The sequence below is a fragment of the Chryseobacterium formosum genome, from assembly GCF_026460885.1.
Classification (GTDB): Bacteria; Bacteroidota; Bacteroidia; order Flavobacteriales; family Weeksellaceae; genus Chryseobacterium; species Chryseobacterium formosus.
Map to the genome: position 1 here is coordinate 42,614 of NZ_JAOVZW010000002.1, position 19,645 is coordinate 62,258.

Consider the following 19,645-nt stretch of genomic DNA (forward strand, 5'->3'; position numbering starts at 1 on the left):
TTCTATTTTAAATTAATTCCTTGTAAATATTTTCTCTGTTTTTGTCTTTTTGTCCATAGTATTGGAGCGAGCAAGATATGAAAAATCAACACAATTGGTGAAATGATCCAAATTGCTGCCATCAAATATACCTTAAAGAATTTTATCAGCAAAGGTCGTTTTTCTTTTTTCTTGATAATCAAATTAGACCAAATGGTGAAAATTTTATTCCCTACTTTTTCTACTCTTACTAAAAAAGCTCTTATTTCTACGGCTCCGTTTTTTACCAATTCAGGCTGAAGATTGGCTAAATCATTGTTTTCAAAATGTCTTTCAATAATTTTACCATATTTTCCGGCTCCATTAATTTCTTTATCTGAAACTCCGGCTGCAGGAAGAATTCCTGATTTTTCTTTTTGTCCGGTAGTCATCCACCGAAGAATCGTTAAAACACTTGTATAATTGTCTCTTCTGTCTACTAATGCAATGTTTCCAACCAGTTTAGCTTCGAAATTCTTTAAATAAACTTTCAGTTTTTCCTGTGAAAGCATCCACATATTTCTTGTTGCAGAAATGGTAACAACGGGCGTGTTTTTTAAAATGTCTGCTGCAAATCCACTTTTTAAGAAAGAAATAATTGGGATTGATGGCGTTAAATACCAAACCTGATAACCGAAAAGGATTAAATCAAATTTTGTATTGAGAACCTCTTCCGGTGGAGGAAGAATTTCACTCGGAATCTGTAAATAAGACTCGGGAAATGTGTTGAAGAAAACATCACTCGGCCACGGAAAAGGAAAATCTTTTTTAAGCTGAATGTTGTAGTAAGTTACTTTGTATTCGTCTTTTTTATCTTCAAACGGCTGTGCGATATTTTTAACAATATCTTCCAACTGTCCAGTTTGGGTATAATAAAGTACGAGTATATTTTTTTGCATTAATATTTTTTATGGATTACAAAAATAAGATATTCAATTTTATTATTTGTGCCTAAATATTTTTATTGAATCTGAAATTATTTCCTCTTTATAATTAGGATTTTCAAAATTTTGATTTTTAATATTCAGCAAAATAATGATCTCCGGAAAATCTTTTATATCATTAAGATTAAAATTTTCGTCAGAAATTAAAAACACATCTATCTTTTTATTAATTTGAGACTGATTTTCAATGTGGAAAATTTTTCTTCTTTGTACCAAATAGCTGTTTTTGGCAACCAATCTTTTTTCTTCATCATTGATTAAACTGAAAATTCTTCTCCCAGCTTGCTGAAGCGTTAGCAAAATATCTTTCTGCCCGAAATCATTCGCAATATGAAAAACAGTTGCATCTTTCGGAATGTGTTTATTTAGTTCAAAATAAACCGACTTATTTTTATTGAAATCTTCTTTTACCGGTTTGACAACTTCGTTTTCTTTGTATAAAAAGCTTAGAAATAATTTCTTTTTAAAATGATTTTCATCTTCAATTTCATTTCTCAGTTTAGCAAATTCTTCACGGAAATAAGCATTGATTTTCTTCGTTCTTTCAGAATAATCTTTACCAAAACTCAAATCTTCTTTATGAATTCGATCACCAACTTTTACTGTGATGCTTCCGTCATAAATAATAAAATCTCCTTTCGGCTGCACTTCAGAATTTCCATGAATATAAATCGGAACGATATCTAAATCAAATTGTTCGGCAATGTAAAATGCACCTTTATGAAATCTTTTTACGTCGTTTGTGTAAGAACGCTCAGATTCCGGGAAAACGACCAAAGAATATCCCTGTTCGATTTTTTCTTTCAATTGTTCCATTCCGTTTTCGATGCCCTGAGAAACCGGATAAAAACCTAAAGCTCTCACCAATTTACCAAAAACAGGAGAATTCCAAACCCAATCATTCACTAAATAAATTATTTTATGATTGACCATCGCCAAAGCCAAGGTGTCAAGAAAAGAAGTGTGATTTGCAATTATTACTGCAGGTTTGCTGAAATCTTCGTTAGGATTTGTGATGACTTTTTTCTTAACAAATGGTGTAAGATGTAAAACTGATTTTAGGAATAATGCTATCGCTTTTTTTATGTTATTCAAAGTTTTTCCCTGGGCTTTTCTTATGAAAAAATGTCCAAAAAAGGAGAAAAATAATCCACCTAAACCATAATAAATAAATGAGAAAACAGAACGTAAAAACAATCTCAAAGTAATTGGCGATAAACCTTTTTTCTGTCTGTTTATAATTAAAAATCTAAACCAAAACGGATACAAAGTCGAGGTAATCACAATCACAGAAAACATTCCGATCAAAGCGACCAAAGCTAAAGAATGTAAAGCCGGATGTTTTGCGAAAATCAAAGAACCGATGGATAAAATCGTTGTGAAAACAGCTAAAATAATAGAAATTCTATATGTTGGAAGTTCATTTTTTCCGGTTGTGTGTTCTTTCTGCATAGCTTTCGTCAGGAAAATACTGAAATCGTCACCAACTCCGAAAACCAAAGTACAGACAACGGTGCTGAAAATATTTAATTCCAAACCAAGAAAATATAAAATTCCTGCAGTCACAACTCCCGTTAAAACAATTGGGAACATCGTGAGAAGCGATAATTCGAAATTTCTGAAGAAAACGATAATGGTTAAGACAATTGCTAAAAGAGAATAATTAATCAACGTATTGAAATCATTTTTCAGTAAACCTAAAAAGTTCTCATTCATCTGTTGACGGTCGATTGCCAAAGCTTCGTGATTTTTTTCAACATCATTTATGAAAGCATCTCTTTTCTTTTCATCAACTTTTACAACATTTGAAACTGTATAAAAACCATTTTCGTTGCTCATAAATTCGGAAATTTGAAGCGCTTTTATTTTTTCGTAATCTTTTAAACTTAAAGTTGAGTAGGTTTTATTTAAATTTTCATTAAACTGATCAAATGCTGAAGAATTAAAACCAAATTTATTTCCGTTTTGAACCAATTCAGAAATTGTTTGATCTTTTTTGTTTTGATTCCAGAACTGATTCCATTTTTCAACCTTTTTTTGCTGGTCTTTTTTCGATAAAACAACATTTCCAATTGAATTGTAGCTTAAAATTTTACCTTCTTTTTTTTCTTTTTCTAAAAACTGACTCAATTGGGAGTTTCTTTCTAAAGCTTCATTTTCAGAATTTCCATAAGAAATGGTATAAATGGATTTCGAAGTGATGTCTGATAACTTTTCAAGCTTGGCCTCACTGATTTTTAAATCTTTCGGAATGTAATTTAAATCACCGATGTCTTCATTAAAACCAACGTGACGAAACCCAAAAAGACATGCAATAATCATAATTGAACAGACAATAATCAAAGGTTTGTTCTTTTCGTAAGGATAATTTCCAATTTTATCAATGAAATTCGTGCTTACTTTTCCCGATTTTTCTTTTGGGTGATATAATTGCGGAACAATAATTAAAGCTGCAAATGAGGAAAGGAAAACGGTAATCGCAGCAAAAAGCCCGAGATCTTTTAATGCTTCAGAACGGACGAAAACTAAACATAAAAATGAAACAGCCGTTGTTGCGCTACTCAAAATTATCGGTTGCGTAATCTCTTTGTAAAGCTCTTCAATATTGTTATTGTGTTTGTAATGCGTCAGAATATGGAGTGCATAATCGATCGTGATTCCGATGAGAATCGCACCAACGCTTAATGATATTGCCGAAATTTTATCTTTAATAAAGTATAAAATCATCAGTGAAATAAAAACGGCAAAAACGGTCGGTAAAAAAACAATGAGCGGCGTAAAGAAATTCCTGAAATAATACATTAGTAAAATCAACAAGACTGTCATCGAAATAATGACTGTATTCTGAATGTCTTTTTTGATCTGTTGAGCATTTGCAACCGCAATTACAGGCGAACCGAAATAACTGATTTCTGTTTTTCCTTTGAAGCTTTTGTTGATGTCGTCTTTGATTTCATTTAAATTGTTGACAAAAACTTCGTTGTTTTTGGTGTCGTTGCTTTTATTTTTCGGATCGATAAAAAGCAGAAGATTTTTTCCGTCTTTGGTAACGATGTAATTGTCTTCGAGTTTAAAATCTTTGCTGATATTTAAAGCATTCAGTTTCTTGATTCCGAGAAACGTAATTCCGAGCGGATCTTTTTTGATAAATTCTTTTGTAACTAGACTTGTCGGAGAAACTAGCGAGACGTAATTACTTTCAACCTGTTTTGCTATGCTGTCTTTATTGAGTTTTCTATCAATTTCTTTGTAATCGTTTTCATCCAAAAATAAAGGGAGATTCTGATTGACGAAATCAAAAGTCTCAGAAATTTCGTTGTCATTTACTTTCCCTTGAACCGAACCGATGTATTTTTGTAATGGTTCAATTTTATTTAAGAAAGTATCTGCAGTTTCCGAAAGCTGGAAATTGTCGTCTTTCGATTTGTTTTCAATGATGACGATAATTTTGTCTGAAAAATTGAGCTGCTTCAGAACTTTTGCCGTTAAATCAGACTTATCATTTTTCGGAATAATCTGATTAATGTCTTCCTCAAAATTAATTTTGGAAGCAAAAAATCCACAAATGACAAGAATTCCCAAAGCTGCTGCGATGGAAACAAGTCGGTTTTTAGAAATAAAATAATATAATTGGATGAAAAAGCGATGCATTGCCTTAATAAATCAAGTTGCAAATTTAAATTTTTAATGATTGGTTCAAAACAATAATGTGATAAGTTTTGTCTGAAAATCAATAAAATATTGATTATAAAATGAAAAAAACTTATACTTTTGCAAAAGTTCCCGATTCCCTTGTTCTATTTTTAGAACTGAAAAACGATTAACACGTTATATGTTGAAACCATTTGATGAAAAATTATCCGGATTTCTGTTTGTAGTAATTTTGCCGTTTCTGCTGTTTTTCATGTCATATTACGGCTTTGAATCTTCTTATGTGGGATTGAAATCAATGGAAAAACCACCCGATTTTATGTTCACTTCGGTGTATGCTTACAGGGTTATTCCAAATTTTTTGATGGTGGAAGTTTTTCATTTCTTTGAATTTTTTGTGAATAATTATTTACCATCAACTAAAGATTTTTTACTTAAAAACGGAACGTTATTTTATCATAGTATTTTTCTGATTAACGCTGTATTTTTTGTACTCTCTTCAATTATCCTAAATAAAATTCTCCATTTCAATACTTCACTTGCGAGTAAATATATCAGCAGGATTTTTCATTTATTAGCGATTTTTTTTATTGTTATTGTACAATATGTTCCGACTAACTGTGATTCTATAGCAGTGTTTTTTTATCTTTGGGGAGTTTGGTTTACATTTAAATATTTCGAAAACAGAAAAAACATTGATTTTATTTTTTTATGTGTGATAATCATTATTTCTACTTTTGTAAGGGAAACTTCATGTCTGAATATTGCTTTTTTTGCAGCACTTTTTGTTGATTTTAAAAAGATTAGAAATTTTATACATTTAAAAGAAATTTTAATATTGATTATTTCGTTTGTGTTGCCTTATTTGTCACTCAAGATTTTGATTCCGCAAAATGTTTCTTTTTTTGAAGGTGTTTATCTTATGAAAAATCTTACAAGTCCTTTCAATATCGCAGGTCTTTTGTTTGGTATTACCGGTTTTTATTTTGTTTTTTGGTTTGCGGAACCTCTTCAAAAAACATTTTTAAAGAAATATTTATTTTTTTCACTTCCATATTTGGTGATGATTGCTTTAGTTGGTCTTGTTTGGGAGACTAGACTTTTTTTACCTTTGATTCTCTCGGGAATTGTGGTGGTTTCTCATCAGTTTAAAAATATTCATACTGCTTAAATGAGTTTATTACATCCATATTATATTATTGCACTTGTTTTCATGCTTATCTTCAGCTTTCAGGAAGTGTATGGAAGGAAAGTGGAGAAGAAATGGCTATGGTTTTTAGCGGGTTATCTTATTATTCTTGCGGGTTTGAGAGATCAGGTAGGTCCAGATTATGGAAGTTATGTTGGGATTTACAATTATTCAGATACAAAAGATTATGTAAGTATTATTATGAAAGCTTTGTTTATGGAAGGGCCACAACCTGTGGAACTCGAATGGCTTTTCGTTTTGATTAATAAGCTTGTACTCAATATTTTTAATGCGCCGTTTTATATGTTAACACTTGTTGTAGCGGCGATAACTATTATTTTGAAAGTTAAATATATTGATGATAATACCTTCTATCCTTTTACCTTCATTCTGTTTATGTTTATACCCGGTTTCTTTATTGGGGAAAGTGGGCAGATCAGGCAATGTTTGGGATCATTTATCGTTTATTATGGAATTAGATTTATAAAAGAAGAAAAACTTATTCTGTATCTGCTGTGTATTTATCTGGGAGCAGGAATTCATAATGTTTGTTATGCGTTTTTACCTATGTATTGGATAGCACGGGTTCCGATAAATAAATTTTGGATGTTGCTTTTTATTATTGCATCAGTATTTGCATCACCATTTGAGGTTTATCGTATTTTGGGTACTTTTATGGATGGTATTGCTGGAGATAATATGCTTGTGGAAGGTTTTAATGGTTATGTAGATGAATCTATCCAGCGATTGAATGGAGGTTTCGGTATCCCTGAAGCAATGATGGCGATTCTCACGTTTTTCCTCTTCTATTTCGATACTCCGATGAAAGAAAAATTTCCATATTATGAGTATCACCGGAATTATGCAGTAATCGGAATTTGTTTTTATTTTATTTTTAGAAATAACCCTGTTTTTTCTTCGAGATTAGCAGGAGCGTTTATTGGTTTTTCTTATATCATTATTCCTAACGCAATGTATGTAGTTTCGGATGGAACCAAAAGATTGATTCATACTTTCATTATTGCACTTTTCTTCTTTAATTTTATCGTATTTGCAAGCTTTAGAAATATTGTAAACGGAAGATTTACTGCAGAAGCTTATAAAAATTATTTACTTCCATAAGTGATACGCTCTAAAAAGCCTTTAGATACTCATTATTTTCTTGTTATTTAAATTTTATTAATCATTAATGAAAATTAATTAAGACTCATACATTTTATGTGTCAAATATTGTATTTTTGCTTCCGAAATAATTTAAACGAAATTCTCACACATATTTGAATATATTTAGATATTTATCAAGATAATAGATTTATAATTTTTTATTTGATTGGTATTTTTGTTGTTTTGTTATGTTTGTGGAAATTTTGTTTGTGAATCACAAAAATCAAATCACAATATGAATAAAAAATACTTTTTTAGTATTGCAGCGCTATTCTGTTTATTTTCTGCTGATGCTTATTCTAAAAACGTTTTAGAATCAAAATTTAATTTTTCTAAAGTTCAATTTTCGGCATTGAAAATAAAAACAGACACTTTAGGCGATAAATTCCTTGATAAAAGTAATGGGAATGTAGAAAGAGTTGCTGTAAAAGATTGGATGAAGGCACCCAATAGCTATATTTTTGAGCCTTCACAAGCAAGTGATGGAATTTATATTCCTGTAAAAAAAGCTTATGCTATGTGGAGTGGCTATAAGTTTTTAGGCTATTCTAGTGTTCCAAGTGGTACTATTACAGCCGATGTTCTTTGGGAAGATAATCATGGATTGATAAAATCGGGTTCAAATTATGCTCTGGAAATTGTTAATTCAGGAGAAAGTGCCAAAATAAAAGTACCTATTAACAAAAGCAAAGAGGGAAATGCGGTTGTCGTTTTTAGAGTTAACGGAGAAATTTTTTGGTCATGGCATATTTGGGTAACCGATGATCCAACCAACGGATCGACTTATAAAAGTTTTGCCGGTGTAAAAAGAGAAAAAAGCGACGGAACAATAGAAGTAATTCCTGATGTAGAATGGAAGTGGATGGATCGGAATTTAGGCGCTTTAAGTAATTCAAATACTGCCAACGATTGGAATAAAAACGGTGGACTGCTTTATCAATGGGGTAGAAAAGATCCTATTCCGCCATTAGCCTATAAAGGAAATGATTTCTATGAGGTTTCCGGGTCTATCGGAAGAGTTCGCCATAGAGGTGCGAAAAATTTCACGAATGCTCAGAACTTCGATAATCTAAGACAATTTGTACCGCTTTCTAATGCGACAGTTGATAACAATATTAAGCTTTCAGTAAAAAATCCGTTAAGTCTTATTTATGTTAATAAAGATGACAATTCCGGACCTGCTTATTATAACAATAACGCCAACCTAATGGTTAACTGGTTTGGAAAAACCGTTTCTTTAATTGATAGTAGACTTACAGAACTGAATTTATGGTCAGATAATTCACGGGGAAGATTAAATACAGATTACAGCAGTGATGCAAGTACGGCTCCATATAAAGATAAATCGTCTTTTGACCCATGTCCGAATGGATGGAGAATTCCTTCCATGTTGGTGGCAAATCAGGCTTCGGGATCTTATGTAGATAATATAAGAGTAGATTTTTCTCCATTTGGAGTAAGAACAAATGTTGGAAAAACAGCTTTTGAATCAAGTGGATATCACATTATTAAACCTAATGATACGAATGTTCCTGCATTTATGACAGGTTTTAAGGTTTATCCGAATGTAGGTTTCGATTTATCTAATGTGGGTGGAAATAATATGGGAACTTTCCCGGGAACAGGTCAACTTGTTATTAATTCCCAAGCCGGGCAATACACAGATCAACATCAGGTTGGTTTATGGACGGCGACAATGACTCGTTTTTATGATACAACTCCCGCAGTTGGAGCGCGACTTTTATTTATGGTTCCTGATAAATATCAAAATGATACACCAGATTCTGCTTTTCCTGCAATTAAAGGAAGATATTGGTATTTGCCGTTATCGACTTCTAAGACTTCCGATGCAAATGCTTGTAGATGTATTAAAGATCCTTTAAACTTGCTAAATAATTATGATTTTCCAACTGAATATTTTGCTGAATCAGACGAATATACAGAAGGTTTAAATAATCCAAATACGTATCAAATTGTAAAAAGTGCAACTGCTACAACCTTAGAAATTCCTGTGAGTAAAGCTTTTTCGGTTCAAAGTCAATTATTAAATAATCCTGATATTTTAAATGCTTCCAATTTTAATGACTTAAAAGCAAACGTTTTATGGTCAACAAATACAGGTTTAATTAATACGGTAACAATAGCAAATCCTTCACCCGGATCAACTGCAGATCTAGCAAATTCTAAAATTGTTTTAAACCTAAATCCCAATCAAAGCGGAAATGCTGTCGTTACATTGCATAACGGAAGTGTTGATAATCCTGTATATTGGTCATGGCATATTTGGGTAACCGATACTCCGGTTCAATCTTACAATTATACCACAGAAATGCCCAATACAAATGCAACTAATTATGTAAATTATGTTCCGAAAGGTGATGTTCTCAAAACGGAATTTATGGATAGAAATTTGGGTGCAACAGATGCTTTTCCAATTGTAGCAAACCCTTTAACTCCCACTGCGGCTGAATATGCTAAAATCAGAGCTTCTACCGGATTGCAATATCAATGGGGAAGAAAAGATCCTATTCCTTCATTTCAATATGCAGATACGAGAGCTTCCTACAATGTCTTTTTAGGAAATGTAAATGCTAATGGAGCGGTAGCTTACACAACGCTTACTCCTGCAACTTATAATAATTTATCAGGAGAATATATTGTTCCTTATGATACTTATACTAATTCTTCTAATGCAAATGTCTTAACAACAGATAAAGTTTACGAGAAAGTAGCAAAAGTTTTATCGTATTCTGTTGAAAATCCATTGGTTTATATGATTCCAAGTTCGTTTGCGCCTTACAATTCTGCGGTTCCGAATTACACAAATGGAACAGATTGGTTATTAAATGAGCCAAATGTTGAACCTGAAAGATGGGGAAGAGGTGGTGAAAAATCAGCTTTCGATCCTTGTCCGGAAGGTTGGAGGATTCCTGATCTCACGGGAGTCGCAATTATTACCAACAGGGATTTTGGAATTTCACCTTGGTATAAAAAAGATAAAAATGTAGCAACAAGCTATAATTTAATTAATGAATATGCCGGTGTAAGAGTTAGAAATACAACAACGACGACAATCGGGTACACTTTTAACGATGCAAGTTATCCTGTAGGAAATTATCCTAATTCCGGATCGCGTGGTTTCAGAAGTGTTACGGCTAATCAAACTTCTGTCGGAACTTTTAATGTAAATAATTTCCAATTTCCGGGAGTTTGGACGGGTGCTTTAAATTCAAATTACATTGGAAGACCAATCAATATCTTATTTAATGCAGCTTCTACAGCCAATCAATTTATTGCTTTCCATGATAATAATGATCCTTATTTTGGGATGAATTGCCGTTGTGTGAAGGTTAAAACGAATCAAAACGGAGATGAAGAAGGTCCGATTCCTGCAATTCCTGTGACTCCTTCGGGATCTACAAAAGCTGCAAATGTTTTCACTAAAAATGAAATCGCAGATAAGGCAAAAGAAAATAAAATTGTTCTTTTTCCAAATCCTGTGAAAGATGTTTTATACATAAAAGCGACGGATAGTAAAGATTATTATTATCAGATTTACAATGCTTCAGGTCAAATGGTGAAATCCGGTAAATTTGAAAATACAAAGACTGATGTTTCGTCATTAGTTCAGGGAATTTATTTGGTAAGAGTTAATAATTCCGAAACAGTTGTAAAGATTGTGAAGAAATAATTTTTAAATCTTTTAAGCTTAAAATAATTAAACTTTAAAAGAGAAACAGAATAGCAAAAGAATCCTACAAATTTCATATTTTTGAGAAATTAAAAACTGAGTTTGTAGATTATTTAAAAGCTGTTTTGTTTCTCTTTTTTATTTGATACGCTCACAAACACATAAGGTTGAAAAAAGTTCTGTCTTATTTTAACATCAAGATTTTTATCTATCTTCTTATTGTTGCAACTGCTTTGTTTGCAATAGTTTTTACATATTTTCATAATGCAAATTCAGACGGCTATATTTTAGGTGATTGGTTGATTAATTATCAGGATGGCGGTTTCAAAAGACGCGGGCTTTCCGGAAGTTTCTTCTTTCTTTTACAAGATTTATCAGGAATTCCGCTTCATTATTTGGTTTATGCGTTTCAGGTAATTGTAATTTCCCTTTTCTTTTATTATTATTTTAAGCTGATTCAATATAAAGAAACAACATTTCTCTATCTGTCACTTTTATTGTCTTCAATAGGATTTGTCGGGCTTTTTAATTGTGTTGATTATGTTGGAAAAAAGGAATTTATCATCTTTTTTCTTTTTGCCTATTTCGTTTATCATTTAAATAAAAACTCACTCTCAAAGCGGAAAGAATATTTAATTTCTCTGGGACTTTTTGTTGCAATGTTTTTTCATGAAATCACGCTTTTTTTTGTACCCTATTTTCTCATTGCATTATATCTAAAGACTCATAAGCTTGAATTTAAACGATATTTAAAATATATTCTTGCTGTTTTTATTCCGGCTGTTTTAATTGTTTTGTTTGGTCATGAAATTAATGAAGGCCACTCTTTAGAAATATTAAAAAACCGTGGAGTTGTGTTAACGAAAGGAATTTTCTTTTGGAATATTAATGAAAGAATTTATATTAAAGAACATCTCAACCAATACTTATTATATATAATCAGCTTGGGAATTAGCGTTTTTCATCTGTGGTATTATTTAAAATATCAAACAGAGCGAAAGGTTTTGTCTATCTGGTTGATTCTTGCGTTTTTATTCTCATTACCACTATTTTATCTGGCAATCGATTGGGGAAGATGGATGTACATTCACATGATGTTTATTATCGTGCTTTTTGCCTTATTATTAAAGGATAGCGATTCTTATTTAGCTTCAGAAAAATTAGTTTTAAATCAAAAATTTTGGATTACTTTCTTCATCATAATCATTTCATTATGCTATAGAGTTGAGATGTCTGGAAGCGGTTTTACACTCGAAGGATTCTTCTACAGAACCCTAATTGCACCGTTTGAACTACTAAATAAAATTATTTAACAAATCCATCTAATAAAAAAGCTTTACTTTTGCAAAAATTTCAGGAATGTCGAAAAATTTAGTAATCGTTGAGTCCCCCGCAAAAGCAAAAACCATTCAGAAGTATTTAGGAAAGGATTTTGAAGTGAAATCCAGTTTCGGTCACATCCGAGATTTACCTAAAAAAGGAATGGGGATTGACTTGGAGACGTTCAGCCCCGATTACGAAGTTTCGGCCGACAAAAAGAAATTGGTGACAGAACTTAAAGCTTCTGTGAAAAAAGCCGAAATGGTTTGGCTGGCTTCCGATGAAGACCGCGAAGGTGAAGCGATTGCGTGGCATTTGGCAGAAGAATTAAAACTGAAACCTGAAAACCGAAAAAGAATCGTATTCCACGAGATTACTAAAAATGCAATTCTAAAAGCTATTGAAACGCCTAGAGATATTGACCAGAATTTGGTAAATGCACAACAGGCAAGAAGAGTTTTAGACAGAATTGTAGGTTTTGAAATGTCTCCGGTACTTTGGAAAAAAGTAAAACCGGGATTGTCTGCAGGAAGAGTGCAGTCGGTTGCAGTGAGATTGGTAGTAGAAAGAGAAAAAGAAATTCGTGCATTTACACCAAAAGCAAGCTTCAAACTTGATGGAATTTTCTTAAATAAAACTTCTCAGGAAATCGCAGCAAAGCTTAAAAAAGATTTCGAGAAAGAAGAAGATGCCGAAAAATTCTTAGAATTAGCAAAAACCGTTGAATTTAAAGTTTTAAATGTAGAAACAAAACCGGGAAGCCGTTCTGCATCTGCACCTTTTACAACCTCTACATTACAACAGGAAGCTTCTTCAAGATTGGGTTACAACGTGACCAACACGATGCGTCTTGCGCAGAGATTATACGAAGAAGGTTTCATTACGTATATGAGAACCGACTCGGTAAACCTTTCTCAGGAAGCCATTGAAGGTGCTAAAAATCAAATTACATCAGAATATGGAGCAGAATATTCTTCTCCTAGAAATTATACCACAAAATCATCTTCAGCGCAGGAAGCTCACGAAGCAATCCGCCCGACAGATTTTTCTGTAAAAACAATCGGTGATGCTCAATTGAGCAAATTATATCAGTTAATTTACAGAAGAACATTGGCTTCTCAGATGGCAAATGCTAAAATTGAGAAAACAGTAATCGAAATTGGTAACGCAAAACTTCCGCAACATTTTGAAGCGCAAGGTGAAGTTATCATTTTCGACGGTTTCCTTAAAGCTTACGGAATTGTAAAAACTGAAGACGAAGACGAAGAAAACAACGAAAAATTGTTGCCTAAAGTAACAGTTGGAGAAGTTTTAGACTATAAAAAAATTACCGCAACAGAAAAATTCACAAGACCAAGCGCAAGATACACCGAAGCAGGTTTGGTAAGAAAGCTTGAAGAATTGGGAATTGGTCGTCCGTCAACTTATGCACCGACGATTCAGACGATTCAGAATCGTGAATATGTTGATAAAAGAGAAATCGAGCCACAAACCAGAGAAGTGGTGAAGATGTCTTTAGTAAAAGATAAAATTAAAAAAGAAGTCCTTGATGATAAATTCGGGGGCGACAAAAATAAATTCGTTCCGACCGATATTGGTGAAGTTGTCAATGATTTCCTAACCGATAATTTCAGTGAAATTCTAGATTTCGGTTTTACTGCAAGAGTGGAAGAAAGTTTTGATGAAATTGCCAACGGTGGTCAGAAATGGAAAGAAATGATGACCGATTTCTATTCAAAATTCCATCCGAGAATTGCTGATGTAGAAGAAAATGCAGACCGTGCCAATGGAGAAAGACTTTTAGGAGTAGATCCTAAAAGCGGTAAAAATGTTCACGCAAGAATCGGAAGATACGGTGCGATGATCCAGATTGGAGAACAGGATGATGAAGAAAAACCAATTTTCGCATCATTATTGGCAGGACAAAACATTGCGACCATCAATTTGGATGATGCTTTAGAATTGTTTAAGCTACCTTTTGAATTAAATAATTTTGAAGATCAAACGGTTTCTGTTGGTGTTGGAAGATTTGGACCTTATGTGAAATGGGGCGAAACATACATCAGTATTCCAAAAGGTGAAGATCCGCTTTCTGTAGATCAAAAACGTGCTGAAGAAATTATTGCTGAAAAGAAATTGGCAGATGCGCCAATCGCAAACTATAAAGGAGAACCTATTACAAAAGGATCTGGAAGATTTGGTCCTTTTATAAAATATCAAAGCATATTCATTAATGTTCCGAAGAGATATGACTTCGAAAATCTATCTCAAAGTGACATCAACGAATTGGTTGAAGCTAAATTAGAGAAAGAGGCAAACCGTTACATCCAACATTGGGAAGCTGAGAAAATCTCAATTGAAAATGCAAGATGGGGCCCAATCGTAAAACACGGAAAGAATATTTATAAAATTCCAAAGAAGAAAGACGATACCAAATACGAAAACGATGACCTAAAAGAAGTCTCAATAGATGAGGTTAAAAAATGGATTACCGCTCAAGATCCAAAAGCTTTCGCAGAAAAGAAAAAGCCTGCAGCAAAGAAACCAGCCGCTAAAAAAACGACTACTGCTAAGAAAGCTCCTGCTAAAAAACCGGCAGCTAAAAAATAATTAGTTTTAATAAAATAGAAAGCACAGATTTTTGGTCTGTGCTTTTTATTGCTCTCCGATGTCTCCTGACTTCGGAGTTTATTTGTTTGTGGCACAAAGTCGGGAGACTTTGCGCAGCGGGGTATTGATCTTTTTCATAATTGTGTAAGTTTAAAGCCTCCGAAGAGGCATTTTTTATTGTCTTGTTAAAAATATTTCCTGCTGTTGAGGAAAAGTTGTTGTGAAACTACTTGGACACTCTCCGACAGCAATATCTCTATCAGAACTGTATATAATCCTCATCTGATTGGGAGTGCTTGGATTTATTTTCAGAAAAATAGAACCTGAATTCATACAACCTTTTGTATATGGACCTGAAAAAAGCAGTTCATAAGATTGTAAATTGCCGGTAAGACCAAATCCTGTAAAACGGGTTTTAGCATCATCCGGTTCATTGAAATTATCGAAAATAGTAAGAGGTAAGTTTCCTGTTGTGGTTAATCTTAATCTGCCTTTTATTATATCTCTTTTAAAACCTATAAAATCTTCATACAAATTTTTATTAAATTTCATCTCATAAACTCTACCGTTGTAAGTCCCTTTCCATGTACCTACATACTTATTTAATGTATTGTTGAGATCTTTTGTATAATTATAATCTCTTGGACAATTTGGATTATCTCGGCATTGAGCTGCTTGTTCTAAAGAAACAATTTGAGATTTACAAGAAATAGCCAAAAGAGCTACGAATAATGTGATTATATTTTTCATAATTATTTTTTGTTTTAGTTAGGACAGGTATTTTCTACGGTATCTGTTTTATCGGCATTCAGTTTTATTTCCGTTGTCGTTCCATCTGTATTCATCCGGTACAAAGTTATGCCATACAAAAGCATTTCTTTCTGAATGTATTTTAAAAATCTAAATTCAAGCTGTTTTGGATTATCAACATATTCTTTCACAGCTGCAATAAAAGGTTCCCGATGGTATTCCTTTTCCTGATCAGTAAAAGTTTTGATCTGAAATTTATTGCCGCTAAACCTTATTTGGTAGTTTCTGGTACTGGTTACCATTACAGCATATGGGTCACTTAGAGAGAATCCTCTGGTTTGTGCATTCTGTATCAAATCCATAAAATAGACTACATCGGCAGGAGAAAACATTTTTATGCCTTTGTTTTCACTATTGGGTACATCATCCACATGTGTATGCGAAAAGGCTTTTATATAATCATTGGATGAGACATCTGGTAAAGTAAGCGTATTGGAATTACTTGTAGCACCTGCGTTAGCTTTATATTCATAGCTTCCACCCCATTTTTGAATATAGCCTGTTTCTTTTGTCAATCCTGTTTTTCCTTTTAGCGTATCCATTCTTTTAGAGAATTCCTCATCTTCCCGTTGTTCTTTTATTTTTGTGCAAGGATTTTTTGGTCTTGTATCATTCGGCTGTGTAGCTCCACCAACATGGCAACCGTTTTCATTGATGATACCTACTTCCCCAGGATTATTGGCTACTGTAGTACATTCATCAGGACCATTTCCTGCGGGTCCGCCACCGCCACCTCCGCCGCCAACTCCGGGATCTGTAGGCATTAATGTTTCGTCTACCTGTTCCACACAGCTGTAGGTGCTTACAAGGTAAGGATAAGGTGGGAAACCGGGATTACCTGCGTTGTCTACGAAATCACCAACAAATTGACAAGAGCCATAATTAGACTCACCATGTCTTCCCTCTGAACAACGAGCCCAGTGTACACTATTGCTCCATCCGCATACCATTGTAGATTTTGCAAGCTGACCTGCGGAATTGAATGTTCCGTTTACCAGTTCGGTAATCGTTGTTTTTCCGTTGGTATTTACTGGCTCTCCGTTTCTTACTTTTTCCCTTTCCTGAGCACTAAGGTTGTAGGTTACCAAAAACTCTTTGTAGCTTCCGTCTGCGGTCGGCATAAGCAAAAGATTTTCCAGAGGTGTATTTTCTGGGGCATTCTCTCTTTTGATTTTAAAAGTATAGGTGTGAAAATTGGGTCCGTTCTCAATATAAATCATATCATCCGTATCTATAGAAACTCCGTTTCCGTAGTTGATTACCTTTCCGTTGATACTCGTTTTAGAATTTTTAAGCCCCTCTTCTGCCTTTTCGATTTCAGGAAGAAGTAGGCTTCTGTGTTTACTTTCATCCAGAGAAATTCTTTTAGATGTAAGCTGAAATTTTGAGCTGTTGTTGTACGTTTCCTGTTCCTGGAAATGGTCTGTCCTACAGGAATAGACGGTAAGTGTCACCATAAGAATCAGGCAGAGCCTGAGAAATAAATTTTTCTTCATAAATGTGTTAGTTTTTAATGGGTTAAATGTATGAAAAATTCTCATCCCGTAGAGAATTGTGACAAAACTAAAATAAAAAATCTAAAAATAAGTGCGAATTTTATTCGGGTTTTATTCGGGTTTATTCGCATAATGGTATATTTGTAAAAAATAACCCCGATGGTAAAAGAAAACTTGATACGAGTGCGAAAACAGAAGAAATTTTCTCAGCAGGATGTTGCCGAGCATCTGAATATCAGCCAGACGCACTATCAGAGAAAAGAAAAAGGTGAAGTAGGAATTACCGATAAAGAGTGGGAGCGTATTGCAAAGCTTTTGGAAGTAGATGTTGAAGAGATTAGAGAAAATTCAGAAGCAACTAATATGATTCAGAATTTTGATAACAGCTACGGAAATTATGTTGGAAATAATAATACATACTTTAATATTCCCGATTACGTCCTTGAAAATCAAAAAGATTACATTGCTCTTTTAAAAGAAGAAAACGAAAGACTAAAGAAAGAGAACAAAGGTTTGCAGGAAGAAAATAATCTTCTGAAGTCTCAAAAATAAATACTTAAACACAAAAAGCATCTCCCGAGATGCTTTTTGTGTGTATTGTAATGTAAAAAGAAACAAATGATATTCTTTCAGTATCTCCCGAGATGCAAAAAGACTCTCCCGAGATACTTTTTATCATTAATGAGATACTTTTAGTCATAAAAAAGACTCTTTCAGTTATTATAGAAATACCAAAAGAGTCAGATTTTCAATGTTGTCTTACCATTTACTTTTTCTCAGAGAAATTTTTGCTTCCACGTTTGCTAAACCTCTGGCTAAGGTCTTCATAGATAGGCTTTGCTGTAGCCACCCCTTTTGATGCCGCTTCTTTTGTAGTGCCGTAGTACAGCATAGATGCCATAAGAGCTTCACTGCCTGCAAGCGTAATGGTATCAGCAAGATCAGAAGCCAATTGGTCTACCAGATTAGAGATTGGGTTGAGCTCTGTTACCACGGCTTCATCTTTCAGGAATTCATCTTTATCCATATACACCGGTGCAAATTCCGGGTTGGTCTCCAGATAGCTTTTTACTTTCTGTACCGTTGCTACGGTTTTATCTCCCATTTTGAAGAGAGATTTTCGGTCATCTGCTGTTAGAGCTTTCAGATAAGGTGCAAGTAATGTTTTGCAGTCTTGTAATTTTTGATTTACCTCTGCAATTACGGTTGCAGGGATTTCTACACTGATTTGATTTTTTGTACTCATCGTTTGTGAATTTAATTTGTTATTCACTCAAAAATAATAAATTTTGAAATATCTGTGTGAAAATTTTCAATATTTTTCGGGTTGTAATGTGTTGATAGATAGTTATTATGGGTTGATGTATTTATTTAAATCATATTGATAAATGGTTGAATTTTTCAGATAAAAAACAAAACGATAATATGGTTTGATATCTAAAATTAATAATGCTGTTTTTTTAAATTTTATTAAATGCAATCTAAAATCGTAGATGAAAACTAATGACACTATTTACTCGTATGTTATTTTAAACCATAACTATGATTCGTTTCGTTCTCATTCTCATCCTGTTTATTCTTTCTCTTGTAAATTTCTTTTCTGTACCGAGTCAGAGTACATGGTATGTAGGGATTGCGGTTCCCGAATTTCCTTGGGTTTTCATGTTGGTTTCCATTGCTTTATTGATTTGGAGCTGGTATTCCAAAAAATTGAGAACAGTGTCAATTATTCTAAGTGTAATAACTTTTATAATTCTCACATCACCTATTGTGCGGGCATACAATGTTGGAAGCCATTTAGCAAAAGATCTCGAAAATTCTTTTGGTGTAAAAAAAGATGCCGATATGATTGGTTTTCATCAGAAAAACCCATTTAGTTTTTTTCAGATGTTTACAGGAAATGGTGCAGAGAAAATTCCCTTTAAAACGTATCATTTTGCAAAACCTTCTGGTGTAGATCTTACATTAAATTTCACTCCATCTTCAATTCCGGGTCTTCGTCCATGTTTAATTGTAGTTCATGGTGGCTCTTGGAAGCAGGGTGATAACAGCGAAATAGCTGCTGTAAATAATTATTTTGCCAATGCAGGTTATCAGGTTGCAACGATTAATTACAGATTGGCTCCCAAATTTCCCAGTCCGGCGCAACAGGAAGATTTACATTCTGCATTCAAATGGATTCGTCAGCATTCAACTGAACTGAAGGTTGATACTACAAATTTTGTTTTGATGGGAAGATCTGCAGGTGCATCAATTGTCTTAACGATGGCTTATACGGGTAAGGAAAATGGAGTAAAAGGTGTTGCTGCTTTTTACGGAGCAATCAATATGCCGTGGAGTTATAAAAATCCCGATAATCCTTTAATCATGGACTCCAGAGAAGTACAGAGAGATTTTTTAGGAGGAACACCCGAACAGGTTCCTGAAAAATATATTGCCGAATCACCGATTTATCATGTCAATGCAAAAACAACTCCAACCTTACTTGCTCATGGTTGTTTGGATGCTCACGTTTGGCATATTCAAAGTGAAATGCTGAAAAAAGAACTAGATAAACATCATGTGAAAAATTATCTCCTCACCATTCCCTGGGGAACGCATGGTTTTGAATATAACTTAAATGGTCCTGCAGGACAATTATCGATGTATTCTGTAGAGCGATTCTTTTATTCTGTGACGCAGATGAAAAGATAATAGGCAGAGTTTAAATATTATTTTTCTGGTGTAAATGTTTACTGCTGGGTCATAGTCT

The 19,645-nt window shown here is 33.5% G+C and carries 12 protein-coding genes; 7 read left to right on the forward strand and 5 right to left on the reverse strand.

The features are described 5' to 3' along the window. Positions 1-2: 2 nt before the first annotated feature. Together OF897_RS03260 and OF897_RS03265 are read right to left on the reverse strand one after the other, a co-directional pair. The gene (locus tag OF897_RS03260) at positions 3-917 is read right to left on the reverse strand and encodes a dialkylrecorsinol condensing enzyme DarA (protein ID WP_267264261.1); all 915 of its coding nucleotides are present in this window, start codon (positions 915-917) and stop codon (positions 3-5) included. 42 nt (positions 918-959) lie between these two features. Continuing rightward, entirely contained in the window at positions 960-4,613 is a 3,654-nt protein-coding gene (locus OF897_RS03265) for an MMPL family transporter (protein ID WP_267264262.1), read from the reverse strand. Between the two features lie 181 nt (positions 4,614-4,794). On the opposite strand from OF897_RS03265, the gene OF897_RS03270 reads away from it, so the two are divergent. From OF897_RS03270 to topA, 5 genes are all read left to right on the forward strand, one after another. Next, a complete protein-coding gene (locus tag OF897_RS03270; RefSeq protein ID WP_267264263.1) occupies positions 4,795-5,784 on the forward strand; it encodes a hypothetical protein in 990 nt (329 codons plus the stop codon). Next, positions 5,785-6,924: an EpsG family protein gene (locus OF897_RS03275; RefSeq protein ID WP_267264264.1), complete on the forward strand. Its 1,140-nt coding sequence runs from the start codon at positions 5,785-5,787 to the stop codon at positions 6,922-6,924. 277 nt (positions 6,925-7,201) lie between these two features. Then, positions 7,202-10,657 (forward strand): T9SS type A sorting domain-containing protein, encoded by a 3,456-nt coding sequence (locus OF897_RS03280; protein WP_267264265.1) that lies wholly within the window; start codon positions 7,202-7,204, stop codon positions 10,655-10,657. A 167-nt stretch (positions 10,658-10,824) separates the two neighbouring features. Then, complete coding sequence (locus tag OF897_RS03285; RefSeq protein WP_267264266.1) at positions 10,825-11,970, forward strand: hypothetical protein; 1,146 nt, start codon at positions 10,825-10,827, stop codon at positions 11,968-11,970. A 46-nt stretch (positions 11,971-12,016) separates the two neighbouring features. Continuing rightward, complete coding sequence (topA, locus tag OF897_RS03290; protein ID WP_267264267.1) at positions 12,017-14,587, forward strand: type I DNA topoisomerase; 2,571 nt, start codon at positions 12,017-12,019, stop codon at positions 14,585-14,587. Positions 14,588-14,761: 174 nt separating this feature from the next. Here the strand turns inward: topA and OF897_RS03295 are convergent, their stop codons facing one another. Both OF897_RS03295 and OF897_RS03300 read right to left on the reverse strand, forming a co-directional pair. Continuing rightward, positions 14,762-15,337, reverse strand: a complete 576-nt coding sequence (locus tag OF897_RS03295) for a DUF6705 family protein (protein WP_267264268.1) — start codon at positions 15,335-15,337, stop codon at positions 14,762-14,764. A gap of 14 nt (positions 15,338-15,351) precedes the next feature. Continuing rightward, a complete protein-coding gene (locus OF897_RS03300) occupies positions 15,352-16,893 on the reverse strand; it encodes a hypothetical protein (RefSeq protein ID WP_267264269.1) in 1,542 nt (513 codons plus the stop codon). A gap of 159 nt (positions 16,894-17,052) precedes the next feature. Between OF897_RS03300 and OF897_RS03305 the strand changes: the two genes are divergently transcribed. Beyond that, positions 17,053-17,445, forward strand: coding sequence for a helix-turn-helix transcriptional regulator (locus OF897_RS03305; protein WP_267264270.1), 393 nt, complete (start codon positions 17,053-17,055; stop codon positions 17,443-17,445). A 214-nt stretch (positions 17,446-17,659) separates the two neighbouring features. Here OF897_RS03305 and OF897_RS03310 read toward each other — a convergent pair whose 3' ends face one another. Next, a complete protein-coding gene (locus OF897_RS03310; RefSeq protein ID WP_267264271.1) occupies positions 17,660-18,139 on the reverse strand; it encodes a hypothetical protein in 480 nt (159 codons plus the stop codon). Positions 18,140-18,435: 296 nt separating this feature from the next. Here OF897_RS03310 and OF897_RS03315 point away from each other — a divergent pair, with 296 nt between their 5' ends. Next, complete coding sequence (locus OF897_RS03315; protein WP_267264272.1) at positions 18,436-19,587, forward strand: alpha/beta hydrolase; 1,152 nt, start codon at positions 18,436-18,438, stop codon at positions 19,585-19,587. Positions 19,588-19,645 lie beyond the last annotated feature (58 nt).

Bases quoted from the DNA above. Each gene is read 5' to 3' on its own strand.
- OF897_RS03260 (WP_267264261.1), bottom strand. From the start codon at position 917: ATGCAAAAAAATATACTCGTACTTTATTATACCCAAACTGGACAGTTG.
- OF897_RS03265 (WP_267264262.1), bottom strand. From the start codon at position 4,613: ATGCATCGCTTTTTCATCCAATTATATTATTTTATTTCTAAAAACCGA.
- OF897_RS03270 (WP_267264263.1), top strand. From the start codon at position 4,795: ATGTTGAAACCATTTGATGAAAAATTATCCGGATTTCTGTTTGTAGTA.
- OF897_RS03275 (WP_267264264.1), top strand. From the start codon at position 5,785: ATGAGTTTATTACATCCATATTATATTATTGCACTTGTTTTCATGCTT.
- OF897_RS03280 (WP_267264265.1), top strand. From the start codon at position 7,202: ATGAATAAAAAATACTTTTTTAGTATTGCAGCGCTATTCTGTTTATTT.
- topA (WP_267264267.1), top strand. From the start codon at position 12,017: ATGTCGAAAAATTTAGTAATCGTTGAGTCCCCCGCAAAAGCAAAAACC.
- OF897_RS03295 (WP_267264268.1), bottom strand. From the start codon at position 15,337: ATGAAAAATATAATCACATTATTCGTAGCTCTTTTGGCTATTTCTTGT.
- OF897_RS03300 (WP_267264269.1), bottom strand. From the start codon at position 16,893: ATGAAGAAAAATTTATTTCTCAGGCTCTGCCTGATTCTTATGGTGACA.
- OF897_RS03305 (WP_267264270.1), top strand. From the start codon at position 17,053: ATGGTAAAAGAAAACTTGATACGAGTGCGAAAACAGAAGAAATTTTCT.
- OF897_RS03310 (WP_267264271.1), bottom strand. From the start codon at position 18,139: ATGAGTACAAAAAATCAAATCAGTGTAGAAATCCCTGCAACCGTAATT.
- OF897_RS03315 (WP_267264272.1), top strand. From the start codon at position 18,436: ATGATTCGTTTCGTTCTCATTCTCATCCTGTTTATTCTTTCTCTTGTA.